The organism is Halobacillus sp. (assembly GCF_049282395.1).
Lineage (GTDB): Bacteria > Bacillota > Bacilli > Bacillales > Halobacillaceae > Halobacillus.
Map to the genome: position 1 here is coordinate 1 of NZ_JBAPTY010000171.1, position 16,819 is coordinate 16,819.

16 protein-coding genes are annotated in these 16,819 nt (G+C 41.0%); 7 read left to right on the forward strand and 9 right to left on the reverse strand.

The genetic code is table 11. The annotated features are described in order from the left end of the window. Positions 1–380 precede the first annotated feature (380 nt). The 3 genes from WAM07_RS07915 (at position 381) to WAM07_RS07925 (ending at position 4,142) form a co-directional block, all read left to right on the forward strand. Positions 381–911 carry a YceI family protein gene (locus tag WAM07_RS07915; RefSeq protein ID WP_422165946.1) on the forward strand — a complete coding sequence of 177 codons (531 nt, stop codon included), beginning with the start codon at positions 381–383 and terminating at the stop codon, positions 909–911. Between the two features lie 133 nt (positions 912–1,044). Beyond that, the gene (locus WAM07_RS07920; protein WP_422165947.1) at positions 1,045–2,442 is read left to right on the forward strand and encodes a hypothetical protein; all 1,398 of its coding nucleotides are present in this window, start codon (positions 1,045–1,047) and stop codon (positions 2,440–2,442) included. Between the two features lie 224 nt (positions 2,443–2,666). Then, on the forward strand, positions 2,667–4,142 hold the full coding sequence (locus WAM07_RS07925; RefSeq protein WP_422165948.1) for a PQQ-binding-like beta-propeller repeat protein: 1,476 nt from the start codon (positions 2,667–2,669) through the stop codon (positions 4,140–4,142). 49 nt (positions 4,143–4,191) lie between these two features. Here the strand turns inward: WAM07_RS07925 and WAM07_RS07930 are convergent, their stop codons facing one another. Next, positions 4,192–5,460 (reverse strand): L-lactate MFS transporter, encoded by a 1,269-nt coding sequence (locus tag WAM07_RS07930; protein WP_422165949.1) that lies wholly within the window; start codon positions 5,458–5,460, stop codon positions 4,192–4,194. Positions 5,461–5,591: 131 nt separating this feature from the next. Between WAM07_RS07930 and WAM07_RS07935 the strand changes: the two genes are divergently transcribed. Next, the gene (locus WAM07_RS07935; protein ID WP_422165950.1) at positions 5,592–7,361 is read left to right on the forward strand and encodes a nitrilase-related carbon-nitrogen hydrolase; all 1,770 of its coding nucleotides are present in this window, start codon (positions 5,592–5,594) and stop codon (positions 7,359–7,361) included. Between the two features lie 73 nt (positions 7,362–7,434). On the opposite strand, the gene WAM07_RS07940 is transcribed toward WAM07_RS07935, so the two are convergent. Continuing rightward, the gene (locus tag WAM07_RS07940) at positions 7,435–7,617 is read right to left on the reverse strand and encodes a hypothetical protein (RefSeq protein WP_422165951.1); all 183 of its coding nucleotides are present in this window, start codon (positions 7,615–7,617) and stop codon (positions 7,435–7,437) included. Positions 7,618–7,820: 203 nt separating this feature from the next. On the opposite strand from WAM07_RS07940, the gene WAM07_RS07945 reads away from it, so the two are divergent. Then, positions 7,821–9,233 carry a LysM peptidoglycan-binding domain-containing protein gene (locus WAM07_RS07945; RefSeq protein WP_422165952.1) on the forward strand — a complete coding sequence of 471 codons (1,413 nt, stop codon included), beginning with the start codon at positions 7,821–7,823 and terminating at the stop codon, positions 9,231–9,233. A gap of 46 nt (positions 9,234–9,279) precedes the next feature. Here the strand turns inward: WAM07_RS07945 and WAM07_RS07950 are convergent, their stop codons facing one another. The 5 genes from WAM07_RS07950 to WAM07_RS07970 form a co-directional block, all read right to left on the reverse strand. Next, on the reverse strand, positions 9,280–10,719 hold the full coding sequence (locus WAM07_RS07950) for a TcaA NTF2-like domain-containing protein (protein ID WP_422165953.1): 1,440 nt from the start codon (positions 10,717–10,719) through the stop codon (positions 9,280–9,282). A 111-nt stretch (positions 10,720–10,830) separates the two neighbouring features. Continuing rightward, on the reverse strand, positions 10,831–11,613 hold the full coding sequence (locus WAM07_RS07955) for a zinc ribbon domain-containing protein (RefSeq protein ID WP_422165954.1): 783 nt from the start codon (positions 11,611–11,613) through the stop codon (positions 10,831–10,833). Positions 11,614–11,789: 176 nt separating this feature from the next. Beyond that, on the reverse strand, positions 11,790–12,239 hold the full coding sequence (locus WAM07_RS07960) for a hypothetical protein (protein ID WP_422165955.1): 450 nt from the start codon (positions 12,237–12,239) through the stop codon (positions 11,790–11,792). A 407-nt stretch (positions 12,240–12,646) separates the two neighbouring features. Then, the gene (locus WAM07_RS07965; protein WP_422165956.1) at positions 12,647–12,904 is read right to left on the reverse strand and encodes a hypothetical protein; all 258 of its coding nucleotides are present in this window, start codon (positions 12,902–12,904) and stop codon (positions 12,647–12,649) included. Between the two features lie 320 nt (positions 12,905–13,224). Then, on the reverse strand, positions 13,225–13,647 hold the full coding sequence (locus tag WAM07_RS07970) for an RDD family protein (protein ID WP_422165957.1): 423 nt from the start codon (positions 13,645–13,647) through the stop codon (positions 13,225–13,227). A gap of 168 nt (positions 13,648–13,815) precedes the next feature. Here WAM07_RS07970 and WAM07_RS07975 point away from each other — a divergent pair, with 168 nt between their 5' ends. After that, a complete protein-coding gene (locus WAM07_RS07975; RefSeq protein ID WP_422165958.1) occupies positions 13,816–14,742 on the forward strand; it encodes a prenyltransferase in 927 nt (308 codons plus the stop codon). Between the two features lie 82 nt (positions 14,743–14,824). Here WAM07_RS07975 and WAM07_RS07980 read toward each other — a convergent pair whose 3' ends face one another. Both WAM07_RS07980 and WAM07_RS07985 read right to left on the reverse strand, forming a co-directional pair. Next, positions 14,825–15,013 carry a hypothetical protein gene (locus WAM07_RS07980; protein ID WP_422165959.1) on the reverse strand — a complete coding sequence of 63 codons (189 nt, stop codon included), beginning with the start codon at positions 15,011–15,013 and terminating at the stop codon, positions 14,825–14,827. Between the two features lie 280 nt (positions 15,014–15,293). Next, entirely contained in the window at positions 15,294–15,950 is a 657-nt protein-coding gene (locus WAM07_RS07985; RefSeq protein ID WP_422165960.1) for an HAD hydrolase-like protein, read from the reverse strand. A 185-nt stretch (positions 15,951–16,135) separates the two neighbouring features. On the opposite strand from WAM07_RS07985, the gene WAM07_RS07990 reads away from it, so the two are divergent. Then, the gene (locus WAM07_RS07990) at positions 16,136–16,303 is read left to right on the forward strand and encodes a hypothetical protein (RefSeq protein WP_422165961.1); all 168 of its coding nucleotides are present in this window, start codon (positions 16,136–16,138) and stop codon (positions 16,301–16,303) included. Positions 16,304–16,819 lie beyond the last annotated feature (516 nt).

Below are 16,819 nucleotides of genomic sequence, written 5' to 3' on the forward strand. Positions count from 1 at the left end.
CGGCTGGGCCGGGAGCTTATTTTGGCCGGCTTCCATAAACAAACAGGTCGTTTTCGTACCTCCGCCATCAATTCCAATGACATAATTCATGGGCATCCCCCAAACTATTTTATGAATTCAGTATAACGTTCATGAATTTTTATGTCAATTATACTATGTGATTTCGATATAAAATTTTAGAAGCATTTATACAATATTTAGTGGAATTTTATGGATGACCTGAGGTGGAATAATATGGATTCTTATGAATGACTACATCTGGATTAGTAGATTGCGTTTAAAAACTTCACTATATATTCTTAAATCATATATCTTGACTTCGAACTATTTTCTACGTTACCTTTAATCGTGCAGATAAAAATCATAAGGAGGAATGCCAAATGTCAACACTAACACTAGACCAAGCACACAGTGCTATCGACTTTCAAATTAAACACATGATGGTATCGAAGGCTAAAGGAGAATTTACTGATTTCAATATAGAGGTGAATGGTGACTTTACAGATCTTGAGTCTGCTAAAATCACAGCAACAATTCCTGTACAATCGATTGATACAGGAAATGAAGATCGTGATAATCATCTTCGCGCCGGTGACTTCTTTGAAGCAGAAACGTATCCGAATATGAATTTTGAAAGTAAATCCATCCAAAAAGTAGATGATGATGAATACAAAATCACCGGAGATTTTACGATTAAAGGGGTAACGAACGAAGAAACATTCAACGTAGAGTATAACGGAACTTCCAAGAGTCCTTTGGACGGCAGTACGGTAGCTGGCTTCGACGTAACCGGGAAAGTCAACCGCGAAGCGTATGGCATGACGTATAACGCTGCCATGGAAACTGGAGGCCTTATGCTAGGTAAAGATGTAAAATTCGAAGGAAACTTTGAATTTATCGTATCTGAATAATACAGAAAAAAATTCCAATCCTCATGCACGAGAGGGTTGGAATTTTTAATTTATCGCTTCTGCCACAATGCCCCAACTATCTTTCCCCCTCTCTTTCGTGGTAAGATAATAGTAACGATAAGGAGGTTGATTTATGCCCTTTTCTACTGTAACGGTTAAAGAAAATAAGCAGGAATCCCAGTTGCAAGTCCAGCGAATGGCGATCTTCAACCAGTGTAAAATTATTGAAGCCGTCAATGATCAAGATGAAACGTACTATCTTTTTTTTCATAAAGGTCAGTATTTGAATTATGCTTCCGCGAAGAAATTGACCAAGCGGTCTTATGTGAATAAAGCCTTCCAAAAAGGGATTGTATTCATACCTCCTCACCCGCTGATCGATTTCGTCCTCTCCTCCCAGCCTCAGTTCAGCAAGCGAAGTTTTAATGGATTATTTAAAAAACTCCAGAACTATTATAGTTTGCAGGAAACGGCTTTGATTGCCACTTACTTCGAATCCTTTATTAACAAAGAAAAATTATCAAACTTTATCGAATCCCTTTTTTACAAAGAACGCCGTGACGGGAAATTACTTTCATGTTATCGAATTCTTCACATCCTTAAAGAGTTCTCCCCACATCATCGTTTAGCGGACGCATTTTCAGGAGATCTTGATTTCAACCGATATGATGAGCGTTACAAAAACAATGATGAGACGATTCTATCCTCCGATCCAATTTATCTGGAGAAAAAATTGTATTCTTCCAAGCACCATGATCAGTCATTTCAGAAATTATCAAATATGTATGCTAAACAAGGCCGAATAAATGACTTGCTGGCGATCTCGATTCAGCAAGCTGTCCACACACAGGAACCAAAAGATTATGCATCCCTGCAGGAGCTGATAGACAGCCGCTTCGAGGACTTAGACCGACTCTACCTGCTTGAAGATTTGTATAAAAGGGGCCTGACCATTGAGACTCTGCAGCAGGATTTACTGCATGCTTATATCGAAAATGAAAAATTCAAGGATATCTTAAAACTGATCCACCAAACTGGACTCACTTTAACCCCTCACCAATCCGATCAATTAGTGAAGATGGTTAAAGGAAATGAGGACGCAGCAGAGGAATTGACCACTGAAGAATTACAGATGCTTCTCGGCCATTTGCTGGAAAGCGGCGACCCCGAGGCAGCTGAGATTCTTACCCAGGCGATCAGTTCCCTGCTGGATGAACATGAGATTTCGTATATCAAAAAATGGGCAGAGCCGCTCAAGCACCACCCCCAGGCAGAACCCATTATAAAAAAAGTTGACCTGATGAACGAACTAATCGAGGATCCGAACCAGCAAATGAAGTTAGGCGAACTTTATCATGAATTCCGCCAGCCTCAAAAAGCCATTGAGTGTATGAGTTTTGATATGGAACTTCGTGAAGAAGACCATCGACCAGTCCAGTGGCTTGCTAAACTGTATCAAGAAGTGGGCATGAAAGAAGAGCATCACGCCTACAAACAGCTGTACATTGATATGGTGAAACGTCGAGCATAAAGATTCAAGAAGCACAACACGAGCCCAGCAGCGTGTTGTGCTTTTTCTATTTGCTGACATAGTTTAATTTGATCGCTCCCTTACCATTAATCATCTGCTCCTGCATATCCGCAGTTTGTACCGTTTTCCACGTATGGCTTGTTCAATGGTGCATTGGTAAAAAAAGAGTGTTAGCCTTTAATATAAGGGAATACATACCAAAACAAGAGAGGATGTGTACATAATTGAAAGTAAAAATTAAACATTTAATTTGTCTCTCAGGACTTGGGTTACTGCTAAGTTTTCTACTCCCTGTCAATGTTTCAGCCGCAGTCTTCGGCCCAGACTCCTGGGAACAATACCGGTTAAACAAAACAAATAACCCTGCCCACGGAGGATCCGTAGATGAAACCATCCGAAAAAAATACCCCACCGACAACCAGCTCAGGGCTACTCCAGTAGTGGTTAATGACACCCTCTACATCGGAAACCACAATACCGGAAGCCTGCAAGCCTTTAATGTAAAAAGTGGCGATCGTCTATGGAAGTCTTCTGCCCCTAACTGGGTACATTCAGAAATGGTATACAAAGACGGCGTTCTTTTCGTAGGCTACGGGAACCGTTATTATCAGGAAAATGGTAACCGTGGAACCGGAGAAAGCGGAGTCCTGGCTGTAGATGCAGAAACAGGAGAAACCGTATGGAAGTTTGATACGAATGGAGAAGTCATGCCTACACCCGCCATCCATGGAGATCATGTCTATATCACGGCAGGGGATGAACAGCTATATGGCGTGAACCGGGAATCAGGGGAACTGGACTGGCAGTTTGACCTCGGAAGTATCGTCAGTATGTCCTCTCCCGTCATTGAAGGGGATACTCTTTATGTAGGCGGAGGTGGAAGTGCAGATCAGTTTCATTTTAATGCCATCAATCTTGCCAATCAGGAACGAAAATGGGAAACGGAATTTGACCAAGTGGCGGCAGGGCTCGATGACGTGCCCCCTGTCGTAAGTGAAACTTCGATCTATACCACTGCCCTCGTAAAAGCCGAGGGAGACAATATGTATGAACATATGCTGTATGAAATGGACAAAGAAACGGGTGAAATCACGCATAAAGAATCCCTGGGCACAGGAGAGCATGTAAAAAACAATAAATCCGGTGCTCCTGTCCTGCAGGATGGAACCATTTTTGTGGGAAGCCCGATTACACAAAAATTCTACGCCTTTGATACAGAAGCTAAAGAGATGAAATGGGAGTATGAAGGCGGCGTCAATAAAGCCCCTCCTGTTGCCTATAACGAATATGTTTATTTTGGTAACGCAGCGGGAGACGTCTTCACTTTTGAAGCAGAATCCGGCGAGTTGGTTAACCAGATGAAGCTTGGCGGTACGCTTGCCCCGGCCGGCGCGATTATTATGAACGAACATTATATATCTGGAAGCCAGGACGGAAATGTTTACATTCAGCCGCTTGAAGATATTCGAACTCTAAGTGAATCCGAACTATACACTGGCGAAAAGTCAGAGGAATTTACCGAAGTATCATCGGATCAGGCAAACGCCGGGGACTCCACATCTTCATCCGAAGGCTCTGAAGAACCCAGCAACTCGAACACTACCCTGATCATCATCCTTGTCGTATTAGCCCTAGTCATTTTCTTAGGTATCTATTGGTCTCGTAAAAACTCTGAAAAAAAGAAATCTCAGTCAAAATAATGCTATTAAAAAAGCCGCTCTTATCGTAAGAGCGGCTTTTTGATTTCTGTTATTGAGCTTTTCGCTGATCTTCCGAATGTCTTATATTCGCTTTTAAGCGGCGAATGTCCACTTTCGTTAAAATCGAGACAATCAAAGCAACGACGAACAAACCAGCAAAATAAATCAAGCTGCTTTCATAACTGCCCACTGTATCCCGCATGAAAGCGGCAAAAGATGGACCTACTAAGCCGGCAGCTGCCCATGCGGTTAAGATATAACCGTGAATAGCTCCGAGTTCCTTCGTTCCGAACAAGTCACCGATGAAGGCAGGGATGGTTGAGAATCCTCCTCCATAACACGTATAAATAATCCCAAAGAAAATAACAAACAGCGTGACCGACGTCGTCATAGGCAACACGATGAACAGCACGATTTGAATAGCAAAGAAAATTAAGTAGGTCGTGGAACGTCCAATATAATCAGATGCGGTGGCCCAGGCAATTCGCCCGCCACCATTAAATAGTCCCATAATTCCTACTAGAGAAGCAGCCGCTGCCGAGGTCATCCCTACACTGTTTTCCGCAAGCGGTTTTGCAGCGGATATTACAGCGATCCCACAGGTAACATTAATAAACAGCATGATCCATAGATAATAGAAACGCTTCTTCTTCAAGGCTTCCTTCGCTCCGATGAATGCAAGATCCATCTTATCTACATCCTCTTCCTCTGAGTCATCATACCCCTCCGGCGTCCATCCTTCTGGCGGACGTGACATGTAGAGAGAAGATAGAATCATAATAACAAAATAGGAAGCTCCTAAAATATAAAACGTCATAGCAATTCCTACTGAACCGATTAACCAGTTCATGACAGGACTGGCAATTGCGGCCGCAAAACCAAAGCCCATAATAGCCATGCCGGTTGCAAGTCCGCGTCGGTCAGGGAACCATTTAACCAATGTAGAGACAGGTGCTATATAACCCACACCGAGTCCAATTCCTCCAAGTACTCCATAAAATAAATACAAAGCCCACAATGATCCGAGATTAACAGCAAATCCTGAGCCGAATACTCCAATTCCAAAAAATATGGCAGCCGTAATACCAGCTACGCGCGGGCCATACTTTTCCACATACCAGCCAAGAAAAGCAGCAGATAATCCTAGGAATAAGATAGCTAAACTAAATGTAAATTGTACTTGCGACGAACTCCACCCAAATTCCTCTATTAAAGGATTGGTAAAGTTACTCCACGCGTACACGGAGCCAATGGAAATATGTATCCCTACCGCACATAAAGCAATCAGCCATCGATTCTTCACCTTCTGTTTTGCCATAATTGTCCTCCATTCGAGATAAATATAAATCTCTTACCTCTTTCCTTTCTTATGAATTTTCAAACATACTTTGGCATAGGAGGATATAATTTACATTACATTTGACTAGTAAAGGATCGGGAGAGTCAGGTATGGTAAAAGGAGAGACTTTTCAGGAGGTGGGAAATATCCATAAACGAATAGAGCCTTTCAAAACGGCATCCATTCAATTTAATCCAAAGCTTAACCGGCGGAATGCGAATATACGCGAGCTCAAGTCCAAAGTAAGGGAAGCTGCAAAGAATGGGGCCAAACTGATCGTTACACCGGAAATGTCGACGACAGGTTACCATTATCTGGACCGATCCGCGATAAGTACCTATGTAGACACCATTCCCGGCCTTACGACAGATCATTTTTCTGAAATAGCTGAAGAGTTCGGGGTTTATATTGTGGTCGGTATGGCGGAGGAGGATTTAGAGTCAGGGCTTTATTACAACTCATCCGCGCTTGTTGGCCCTCACGGATACATTGGAAAATATCGAAAGATCCATCAATGGGTGGTGGAAAATTATTGGTCGTGCTGGGGGGACATCGGCTGCCCTGTTTATGAAACGGACATTGGCAATATTGCGATGATCATCTGCCAGGACTCTGCCTATTTGGAATCTGCGCGTCTTGCAGCCGTAAACGGAGCCGATATTCTCTGCTTTCCTACTAACTCGTCCAGTGCTTCCATCTCAATGCTGCAGCACTGGGCGGAAATGAACGGCCTTTATGTAATTAGTGCAAACCGTACGGACAAAGAAGAAGATTTTCAGATGATCGGTTCTAGTGCCTTGTGGTCTCCTTACGGAAAAAAGCTTTCCGAAGCTCCTGTCTCAAGGAATGAAAATGGTACGGACGATTTATTTTTGTACGGTGAAATTGATCCAGCACAGTTTAAAAACCCGGGCAAAGACCGGCTGCTCGAGCGCCGAATGGATTCCTATAAAGACCTCATGCTGTTTCTTGGACCATGGGATTACACGAAAAATACGGTATCGCGTGATATCAAGGCCGCTGCCCTCCAATACGAACCAGATATCGGAAATAAAAAAGCAAATTTGGAAAAAGTAAAAGAACTTATCCAGAAAAAAGTTGATGATGATGTGAATTTAATTGTCCTGCCGGAGCTCTCGTTAATTGGACCCGTTCACGCCAGGAAAAAGAGGGATATTCATGATTATTCAGAAACCGATGACGGTCGGACAGTCAAAGAGATGAAGAAACTCGCAAAAGAAGAAGCTGCTCACATCGTCTTCGGTTTTGCAGAAAAGGAACTGCCACATTACTATAATTCAGCGATTATAGTTAATCCAGAGGGAGAAGTCATAGGAAAACACCGCAAAATTCATCTTGATGAACGTGATGAAAAATGGGCGACTCCAGGCAAACACATCTCCATCACCCCGGTCAACGGGTTTGGACGTATTGGAATGATGATAGGGTATGACGCTGTCTTTCCTGAGGTGGCCAGTGTACTCGCTGTTAAAAGGGCTGATATGATTTGTATTCCAACTAGTTGGAACGGTCAGTATGGAACGGAACTCACAATGAATCAGGATATGTTCGCAAAACCTTACCCCAAAGGCACAGTCTCTACATGGGATGCAGTCGCTAAAGGAGCCCAGGCCGCTGTCATTGTGGCTAATTTTTCAGGTAGCGAACAGAATTATAAAGGACGCAGTGCCATCTATAACCTTGATCAGAATTACACGAAAGACGAATCAGTCATTGCTCCACAGTCTGTTGAACATGTGCTTATGAATGCGTTTCAAACCATGAAATCTGACTGGTGGCTCGATCAGGAAAAACTGATTATGACAAGGAGAACAGCTTTCTACAAACCGCTTGTCACTCGTGAACCTCCTTTTTTTTAGAGATAATAACATGAAGAAAAGGGTGTTTCCTTGGGAGGGAACACCCTTTTCTATTTACACTTTACATAATGAATCAATAAATGCTCATACCTAAGTAAACGATGAAAGATATAGTGACTAGTCCAGTAAGAAACATGGCTCTTTGAACCTTTGTCCACTTCTTCATCCAGCCCCAGCGTTTTCGATCTACATCAAACCAGAAGAAATCTGCGACCACTGCTAATACGATAACGAATAAAGCAGCAACTATCTCCACAGGTATAGACACCTCTTTTCTGAAAAAGAAATTCTCTTCTAATATCAATTTTACGAATACGAAACAAATTGGGTTCAAAATTATGGAACTTTATACAGGGAAATCTATATTTCTGTTTCCTCAGCTATAAGCAAAGCTTAAAACTAGGACATGTCTATTTTGAATAACATGATATATAGTGACAATAACGAAGGAGCGTGGCTATGCAAATTCATGTGGTGGAGCAAGGAGACTCGTTATGGAGAATTTCACAAAAATACGGATCTGATATGAATCAGATTGTTCTTCTCAACCAGCTGAACAACCCTGATACTCTCGTCATTGGGCAGAGCCTTGTGATTCCTGACCCGGTTCGTGAATATGTGGTGCAGCCGGGGGATAGTGTATATGCCATTGCTCAGCGCATCGGCGTATCAATCGAAGAGCTAGCCGAAGTGAATAATATTACGAACCCTGCACAAATTTATGCGGGTGAGATGCTGATCCTTCCCTACTTCTCCCATGAGGTGAAACCGGGGGAAAATTTGTGGAGCATTGCTTCTCGTTACGGTACTACGGTTAACCAACTGGCGCAGGTGAATTCGATCGCAAACCCTACTCTCATATATCCTGGGCAGACATTAAGAGTCCCTGCACTGCCTCGCCCTTTAATCGAAGTAAATGCCTACACGACAAAGCTCAATGTGTCTGGCAGCCAGGAAGTCCGGACGCTGGGCCGAAACTTTACCTACCTCTCACTTTTTATGTATGCCATTCAGGCAGATGGAAGTATAACGCAACGAGATGAACAGCCTGTGCTGGACGCTGCCGCTTCGACAGGAGCACTCCCACTTCTTGTCCTCACTAACTTTTCAGATGGATCCTTTGATTCCGATCTGGCCGCAACCCTTCTTAGAAGCCCACAACTTCAGGATACACTAATCACCAATTTGCTGGAGGTGATGGGTCAAAAAGGGTACAGAGGGGTGAATGTTGATTTTGAATACGTGTATCAAACAGATCGGGATAATTACAATGATTTCTTGCGCCGTTTAACTGACAGATTGCGGCCCCAAGGTTTTCTCGTCTCCACTGCCCTTGCCCCTAAAATCAGCGCTGATCAGCAGGGACTTCTCTATGAAGCTCATGATTATGAAACCCAGGCTAACATTGTAGATTTCATTGTTCTTATGACCTATGAGTGGGGATGGGCCGGAGGGAGACCGTGGGCGATTGCACCGATTAACAAAGTGAGAGAAGTGCTTGATTACGCCGTAACCGTTATTCCTAGAGATAAAATACTTATGGGGATGCCGCTCTATGGACGCGACTGGAAGATTCCCTGGGTGGAAGGAACGCTCGCCCGAACCGTAAGTCCGGTGGAAGCCGTGCAGCTGGCTGCAAACTATGGAGTAGCTATTCAGTATAATGAAGAATACCAATCTCCCTTCTTCCGATATACCGATAACAGTGGCCAGGAACACGAAGTATGGTTTGAGGATGCGCGAAGTGTTCAAGCGAAATATGATACCATCAAAATTTACGGACTGAGGGGGGCAAGCTATTGGGTTCTCGGGAGTCCTTTTCCACAAAATTGGCCTGTGCTGCAAAGTAATTTTCGTGTGAAAAAGTTGTGATTAACAAAGAGAGAGGATCAATTTTTTCGATCCCCTCTTCTTTATTTTATAAATCATTTCGTTCGGTTTCATCAATATCAATTTCAGATATTTTCAAGCCATCCCCATTCACATGTACAGTATAATTTTTAATTCGATCATAATGAATCTGTTCATCCTTATGGTTTGTGAAAATAAATTCTTCGTTTGTTGTTATGATAAAAGCAGCATCACTCTTTTCTTCTACTTCTATTATTTCATTATTCGTGAATTCATAGTTGTAACCCTTATCTTTCAAGTCTCCTATATATTCTGCAATATCTTCTTCAGCTTTACTGCCTTCTTCGAGATAAGGGGCCACCTGGTCATAATCACGGTCATTTAAAGCACTTTCATATGAATCTCTAAATCCCAATACATGTTCTTCAGCATCTACTGAAGTCCACATATTAGCATCCACAGACTCTACTTCTTCATCTTCTGTCTCGGTTTCGTAAACTGGAATTTCTTTCTCTATCTCTTCCTCTTCTTCAAACTCGAATACTAATGAACCCCACATGTTAGAGTCCGGATTTATGGATTCGGTTTGAAGATTCTTACCTTCTTCATCTTTCCACTCTGCATGTAGCACTACCTCTTCTTCTGGAAAAGGCCCTAGAGCCTGATATTCAGATAATTTCTTCTTGGTGCTTTTTCCATTAATAAACAAAGTAGCATCAGAATGGTTCGTTTCAATTCTATACGTTTCTTCAGGGAAATGAGCAAGAACTTCCGTTTCTTTTGCCTCATTAGGATATACAGACACAGTTTCCTCATAACTAAATTCACCAAAATCATTAGAAGAAGATCCCTCAATACCGTATTCCCCGGGATATGCTTTACCTAGTTCCACAACCTCTCCCGCTTCTTTCACTTTTGCAGTATGATCTCCCATGTTAACCGTAGTCTTGTCCATAGTTGCTGAAGCGACTACATTATTAGGTATAGCCTCAATCTCGTAGCTATGATATAAACCAGGTACAATCGTATTCCTTTTTACTACAAATAAATCATTTCCATTGTAATCTTTTACAGTCGAATCAAAGGGTTGAGAGTCTTCCGAATGAAATTCATCTGTAAATTGCATTCTCAGCGACTCCCAATCACCTTGATGAATAAATTCTAAGTATTTATCTTTATCTAGTAAGGCTTCCTTATCCACTTCTACGTGGTTAAAAAACGCTTTGGCATCTCGATCTGTCAAAGCACGATCCATAGCCTGAACTTTTTTGAGTGGATCAAGCGCAGATGATATGGCAATATGAGTACCAATTAAAAGAATGATCACCGCCACTGAAACAGTTGCAATAATTTTTGTTTTTCGTGTCAGAGGTTTCCTGTGCACCTTTTGAGTTTCAGACTGTTTTTCTTTCGTACTGGCTCCTTCTTCATGTTGATTTTTTCCACAGGATGTACAAAAATGTTCATCCTTCTCAACGGGACTTCCACAGTGTGTACAATAGTTCACAACTATTTCTCCTTTCCTGCATCACTCATCCTTCTTTTATGGTTCATTACTATTGTTAAAATTTAAAATAAACAGCCATTCAGCATTATGTAGTGTGGTGATTATAGTTTTTTAAAAGAAGTTGAGGAAGGATTCTATATCTCTCAAAGTGTTGACAGCCATTCCACGTATTATTAAATAAGAGATTATTAGTATAGACAGACTAGTGCCGGTACTCCAGTAAAAGATATTTTTTTCTGGCATTTTGGTAATCCCATGGTGATAAATAAACAGGGTAGGAACAATTAATAGGGCAAAGAATGCTGAAATGCTTAATGTAGTTACTGTAAGTACTATAGCCCCACTTAAGCCAAATACAATTGCTAGCAGATTCACGCCCACAAAAGGTATTAAAACCCCGCCGTATTGAGCTATTCCACTTCTTAAACTTAAAGTAAGATTCAAAAATTTAGATACAATGAATAGAACAGCAAAACTAACTGCAATACCTATCAAGGAAACTACAAATATCCGGGAACCCACCGCAAAAAATGGAAGAGACTGACTTTCCATAAAAAATCCACTGGCTTGTTTGAAGAGGGTGTTCACTAAAAAGTAAATACTCAATGTAAATGTCACCATATAAAGAAACAAACTTATCAAACCTTGAACAACAGAAGCTTCAGTAGCTTGTAAAGCGGATACAGGACGCTTCAAAAAATCGAGCGAAGTCTGGCCATATTCTCCAGAAAACTGCTTAACCTTATCCATAGACAATGACGCATTTTCATTTACACCACTAACATGAGTAGCTGCAACCTCGGAATTAGAATTTCCTTCGGTACTTAAACTACTTCCGCACACTCCACAAAACTTACCTGAACTTTGTTCATTACCGCAATTTGTACATTTCATCTTATCATCCTTCACTGTTTGTAAATAAAAATAAGTATTAATCTTAATCTAAATAACCACACCTCCTTACTAAGAAAATTCATCCATAAACCATGCATTCATATAAACATCCTCCCTACAAGTCTTAATTCTTACTTAAATAGGACTTATTATAGATACATGTCCTCGAATACAAGTTACTCTAACCCATAGATCAACCATTTTCCATCTACACGTTCCAATTCTACAATTACTAAGTTGGGGTTTTGTCCATAAATGGGTTCCGGATATATCTCTACCATTACATTTAATACAGCAATATTTTCAGATACATCACTTTCTATGTTCAATATCTCTATTGATGCATTCTCAGGAATAAAACCATTGTTTGAGACAGGATCCCATGGAATAGAGGGATGTAGATACTGTTCAACCTCCAATAGTTCTCCAGCTTCAATAGCAGTAAAGAAATCCTCTACCGTCTTTTCGGGTGTTTCAATTAAAGACAAGAAACCAAAAACATCTGAATTTAATGAGGAAGAAGAAATGATAATCAACCATAATATTACAATACATGGGATAAGCCAAATAAAAGCAAGTTTACGGTTGGCGCGTGTAGAATCACTCTTCTCATCCATATGCCCCACATGCTTCCCACATTCGTGACAATAAATAGTTGGCTTTGAGAAGAGGGTTTTGCAGCCGGGACAATTCTGAGCTTGTCCACATTGACCACAGAAGCTTTCATTACTTACGGGGTGAGAACAATTTATGCAAATCTGGGTCATTTTACCCTCCTTCTTAATTACTTATTTTTTTAGGTACATTCGTAAATTCTTTTCAACAATTTCGACATTTGCTACAAATTACCTGCATAAAGTTTACAATTTTATAAGTTTTTATTCCCCGTATAATTGAATGATTAAATATCCTTTTATTTCATAAAACAACCATGGTGAATACGTTTAGCTTTTCATTAAAAAAAGTGGCCATGACCCGGAAGTATACCGTACTCATGTCCACTATCAATCCATAAATCAACTTACCTATTCAATTATGCTTCGGTTCTGATCGAATACTTAGTAAAGTATGCCCCAAGGAGTAAGAGTCCCATTGTAACTCCCCAACTGATCAGGCCTAGAAGATCAAACCAGTACGCCATAAGCTGTGTTACCGCGATCAGATAAAAACAAATAGGTGTTAATGCACTTTTGAAGTCCGTATATCCCAGCTTTTTTCTCTTTCTAACCGTAAAGATAACAGATCCAACCAGTGCCCCGATTACAATAATGGATACGACTACATGGATCATTTCGTCTCTCCTTTCGAAAACACATCAGAATCCACCTCCACCTCCAGGGAGGACCAGGCGGACCGCCTCTAAAGGATTTCTCTTTTTCAATCGCCCGGTCTACTTCTTTTTCCGTTTTCTCTCCCTTTTTCATTCCATGAGTATAATAGCGTTTCTTGTGTTTTCGTTTATCGAGATAAATCATCATAGCTACAAACAGAAGTAAAAATAGTCCCCACAGAATATTAGCAAACAAGTAATCTCCTCCTGAAACCTTTGATTCAGCTAGCTCATTTAGCAGAAATCGCTTTAAAGAAAATACAAAACCCTACCACATCGTGTCAGTATGAATGGTCTACACATGTTCCAGATAAATGGTCATGGATGGATCGTCTGTCCTTTAAAAACGCAACCATAGCTGCACTGATCACACTGCTGAGCCCAAAAGTTAAGTAAGCTAAGCCCAGCTTTCCTATGATTTCGCGTATAAACATGTCCAGCAATGTAAGACGCTTGCCGTTAACTTTAACAACATGAATCCTAAAGATTCTTTTACCGATAATATAGCCGCTCCATATCACAGGGAGAACGGTCAAATAGAAACCGTACCCTATATCCCAGGAAAACCCTTGTGTAAATTCTAGAGAAAAATCATCGTTTACGATAGAAAATAAGAAAGCGAAGGGGATACTTAAAATTAAAAAGTCGAGCATAAAGGCGATCCCCCGAACTTTAAATCCAGCCCTTTCTAAACCAGAATTCATCTGATCATCCCCTCAATACTTATCTGCCTTAACACCTCTAATTTAACATAATTATCCATAAACTTCGATTCGATTAGGATTCTATGTTTTCTGCGAGTGCCTATTTCTTCCTTTTTGGACTTCCCTTATAATAGAAGAATATCTTCTATTAAAAAGGAGTTCACCCACATGCAGAAGCAAGCCTTGCACAACCTTAAAGGAGTCTGGCTCTTAATGCGCTCTATCGCCGTCGTCTCCTCCAGTATCGCTACCATTGTTTCTACTGTTCTTCCTTTGTATTTATACTTCACCTTCTCTACGAATCAGTTGATGATTTTATTCCTTCTATTAATCTTTGGCGCATTCCTGATCCACGGAATTCTCACTCATATCCTGAACGATTATGTAGACGATCTCTCCGGCACCGATACATACAGTCCAGCCATATTATCGGGCGGAAGCCGCGTCATTCAATCTGGCTTTATTTCGTCAGCCAACCTCTGGAGAATCGGAAAAGGGCTGCTTCTGCTTTTAGGTCTAACCATCATTGTGCTGTTGATTTCCGGTTATGACAAACTCGGTATATTACTCGCGGTAGGAGTATGGGGAGCTGTGTCCTATTCGCTTCCGCCGCTCCAATTCAGTTATCGCCCTTTTTTAGGTGAATGGTTGTCGACCTTCCCGTCCGTCCTTTTCCTCGGCCTCGCCGGTGCGTGGCTCACACTTGATTCCCTGCCGGAATGGGTCATGCAGAATGCCGTCATTAATGCTCTTTTTTGCATTGCCTGGGTAATGGTTCACCATATTCCTGACCGGGAAGCCGATAAAAAAGCAACACCTATGAAGCAGACGAGTGTCGTCTGGGCCGCTGATCACTTCGGCATCGCTTACGCTCGTCTTCCAGCATTAATGTATTTCACTATTACAGCGCTATGTGCTTTTTGGCTCGGTGCAGATCGAGGAGTCGCCGCTCTCGGCGTTGTAGCAATGGCCAGCGCTTCTATCTATTTGATTTTCAAAATGAGCATGCATGATTATGAACAGGTTTCTGCCTACGAAAAGATCATTCTTGTTTTAGCGATGATCAATGCCGTCTGGCTTGGAATATTCATTTAACTCATGTTAGAAAAAAAGAACTTCGAATGGTTCGAAGTTCTTGCCCGGATTATTCTCAAATTTGGAAGAGAAGTATTTTCAGTTATTGTCCTCTGTCGCTCATTTGATTCAATTTCTCTTCAATTCGATCTAACTGTTTTCCTCTTTTTTTAAATGAAACAGCGAATGAAGTAATGCCCGTTATAATTAATATCAAAATTGCGAAGAAAATCAATTGAACAATCATGTCTCCAATATTTAAACCACCACTTGAAGCTGTAATTAAAACCATTCATAAGCCCCCTTAAAAATGAAAAATCAGATCCCAATGACGAAGCCCCAGACGATCTACCTTTAGTTTTTTAAAACAAACTAAGTACGAGGTCGTCCTTTAAACTTATCAAGTACGGGTTTCAAATTTATCCTGGTCTACTTCAACAGGATCAATATGTTTTAAAGGACCTGCCGATCCGTCAGTTACATCAAATTCAATACGATACTTCTATCGACTTTAAGAAATTCGCCGTATAGTTCTTATTACCTTCTTCAAATCTTATAAATTTGTCTACGAATTAATTCATTTGTTCCCCAATACTTTGTAATTCCATTAAATCTTCTATGACCCGATCAGCTTCAGCAAGTTCTTCTTCACGGGCAAAATCAAAACGGCACCCAATAGCCTTCAGCCCATTTTCTTTAGCGGCACGGAAATCGGACAGCCGGTCTCCAACGACAATTCCCTGGCTAATCTCATATTTTTTCATAATGTGCTGGACTAAATCTGCTTTATCGAGCGTCTTGATCTCTTGAATGCTGAACGTTTCCGTCACCCATTCATCTAATTCGTAATAGTCCACGATGGCATTTAAATACTCTGTTAATCCATTACTTGCTATGTAAATTGCGTATTGATTTTCTTTTAAATAACGGAAAACTTCCTCCACATGAGGGTATAGAGCCCCTTGCCCTGTTTTTATATTATTTATCAAACGGTCTAGAAAATAGGTGTTAGCCTCTTCCCTTACCTCTTCTGAATGATTAGGTAAGAGAGACGCCCACACTTTCGGGAGTGGTACTCCCATAATCTCTCGATAGTGATCTATCGGAGTGGCATCATTCCATTTATTTTGTAATCTTAGCTGATTAAACGTATCTTCCAAAGATAACTCTAAAATTTTGTCGGTTTGAAACAGAGTTCCATCCATATCAAAAATTAGTGACTGTGTCATGATTTTTTCTCCTTTACGGTGTTTCTTTTTTTAGGCTGGTTACTTACTGATGAAGCACTTCTTCAGAGGAATAGGCTATATACCATTAGCTATTTCTATTTGTACAATTAATTCCGGTTCCAGTTTTTTCAATATTGGATGAGGGTATGGGGTATATAAACTCTATTCTAAACGGGAGTGCTTTAATGAGAACAAATATCATTCTAAAAATCCTGAGGTTGCTAGGTGCAGCAGCCTTGCTAACGGGCTTCTTTCTACAGATGCAGCGATCATACGATATCGTCATGAACATCATACTTCTTGGATTTGTATGCTGCCTGATTACCACGATTGCTATTGAAAATAGTCTATAGTGATGCATTATACTTATTGGTCAGCTAATCATTCAAAATCTGAATGCTTTTCACATCCTATTCATGAGGCGTCCACGCTTCTGTTGATGTGGGATCAATCAACACAGCTTCCACTTACTGGCCTATCTTAAATTTGTCCCCATCATTAACTATGATCTCATTGTGCCCAATAGATACCATGTCCCCTTCGATTCTTGTAATCTCGCCGCTTAATCGAATTTCTTCTGAATGGTTTGAGCACGCCGAGAGCATAAAGCACACTCATAAGAGAATGACAGCCCTACTCACATTCTCATCTCCAGAAAAAATGGTTCACCTTACTTATTGAACAATTGCAATAAGCGTAACATAGAAACTTACCAGGGCTGGGGCCGGCATTTAATACAGTACAAGACTCGTTCAAAACGAACGAGTCTTGTACTTATCTGTCGTAATTAGGATCCAGTTGATCCGTAATGAGCATGTGACCTGGTGCATGGGTTACCATGATCGGAGGCTTCGCTTGAAGTGCAGCAT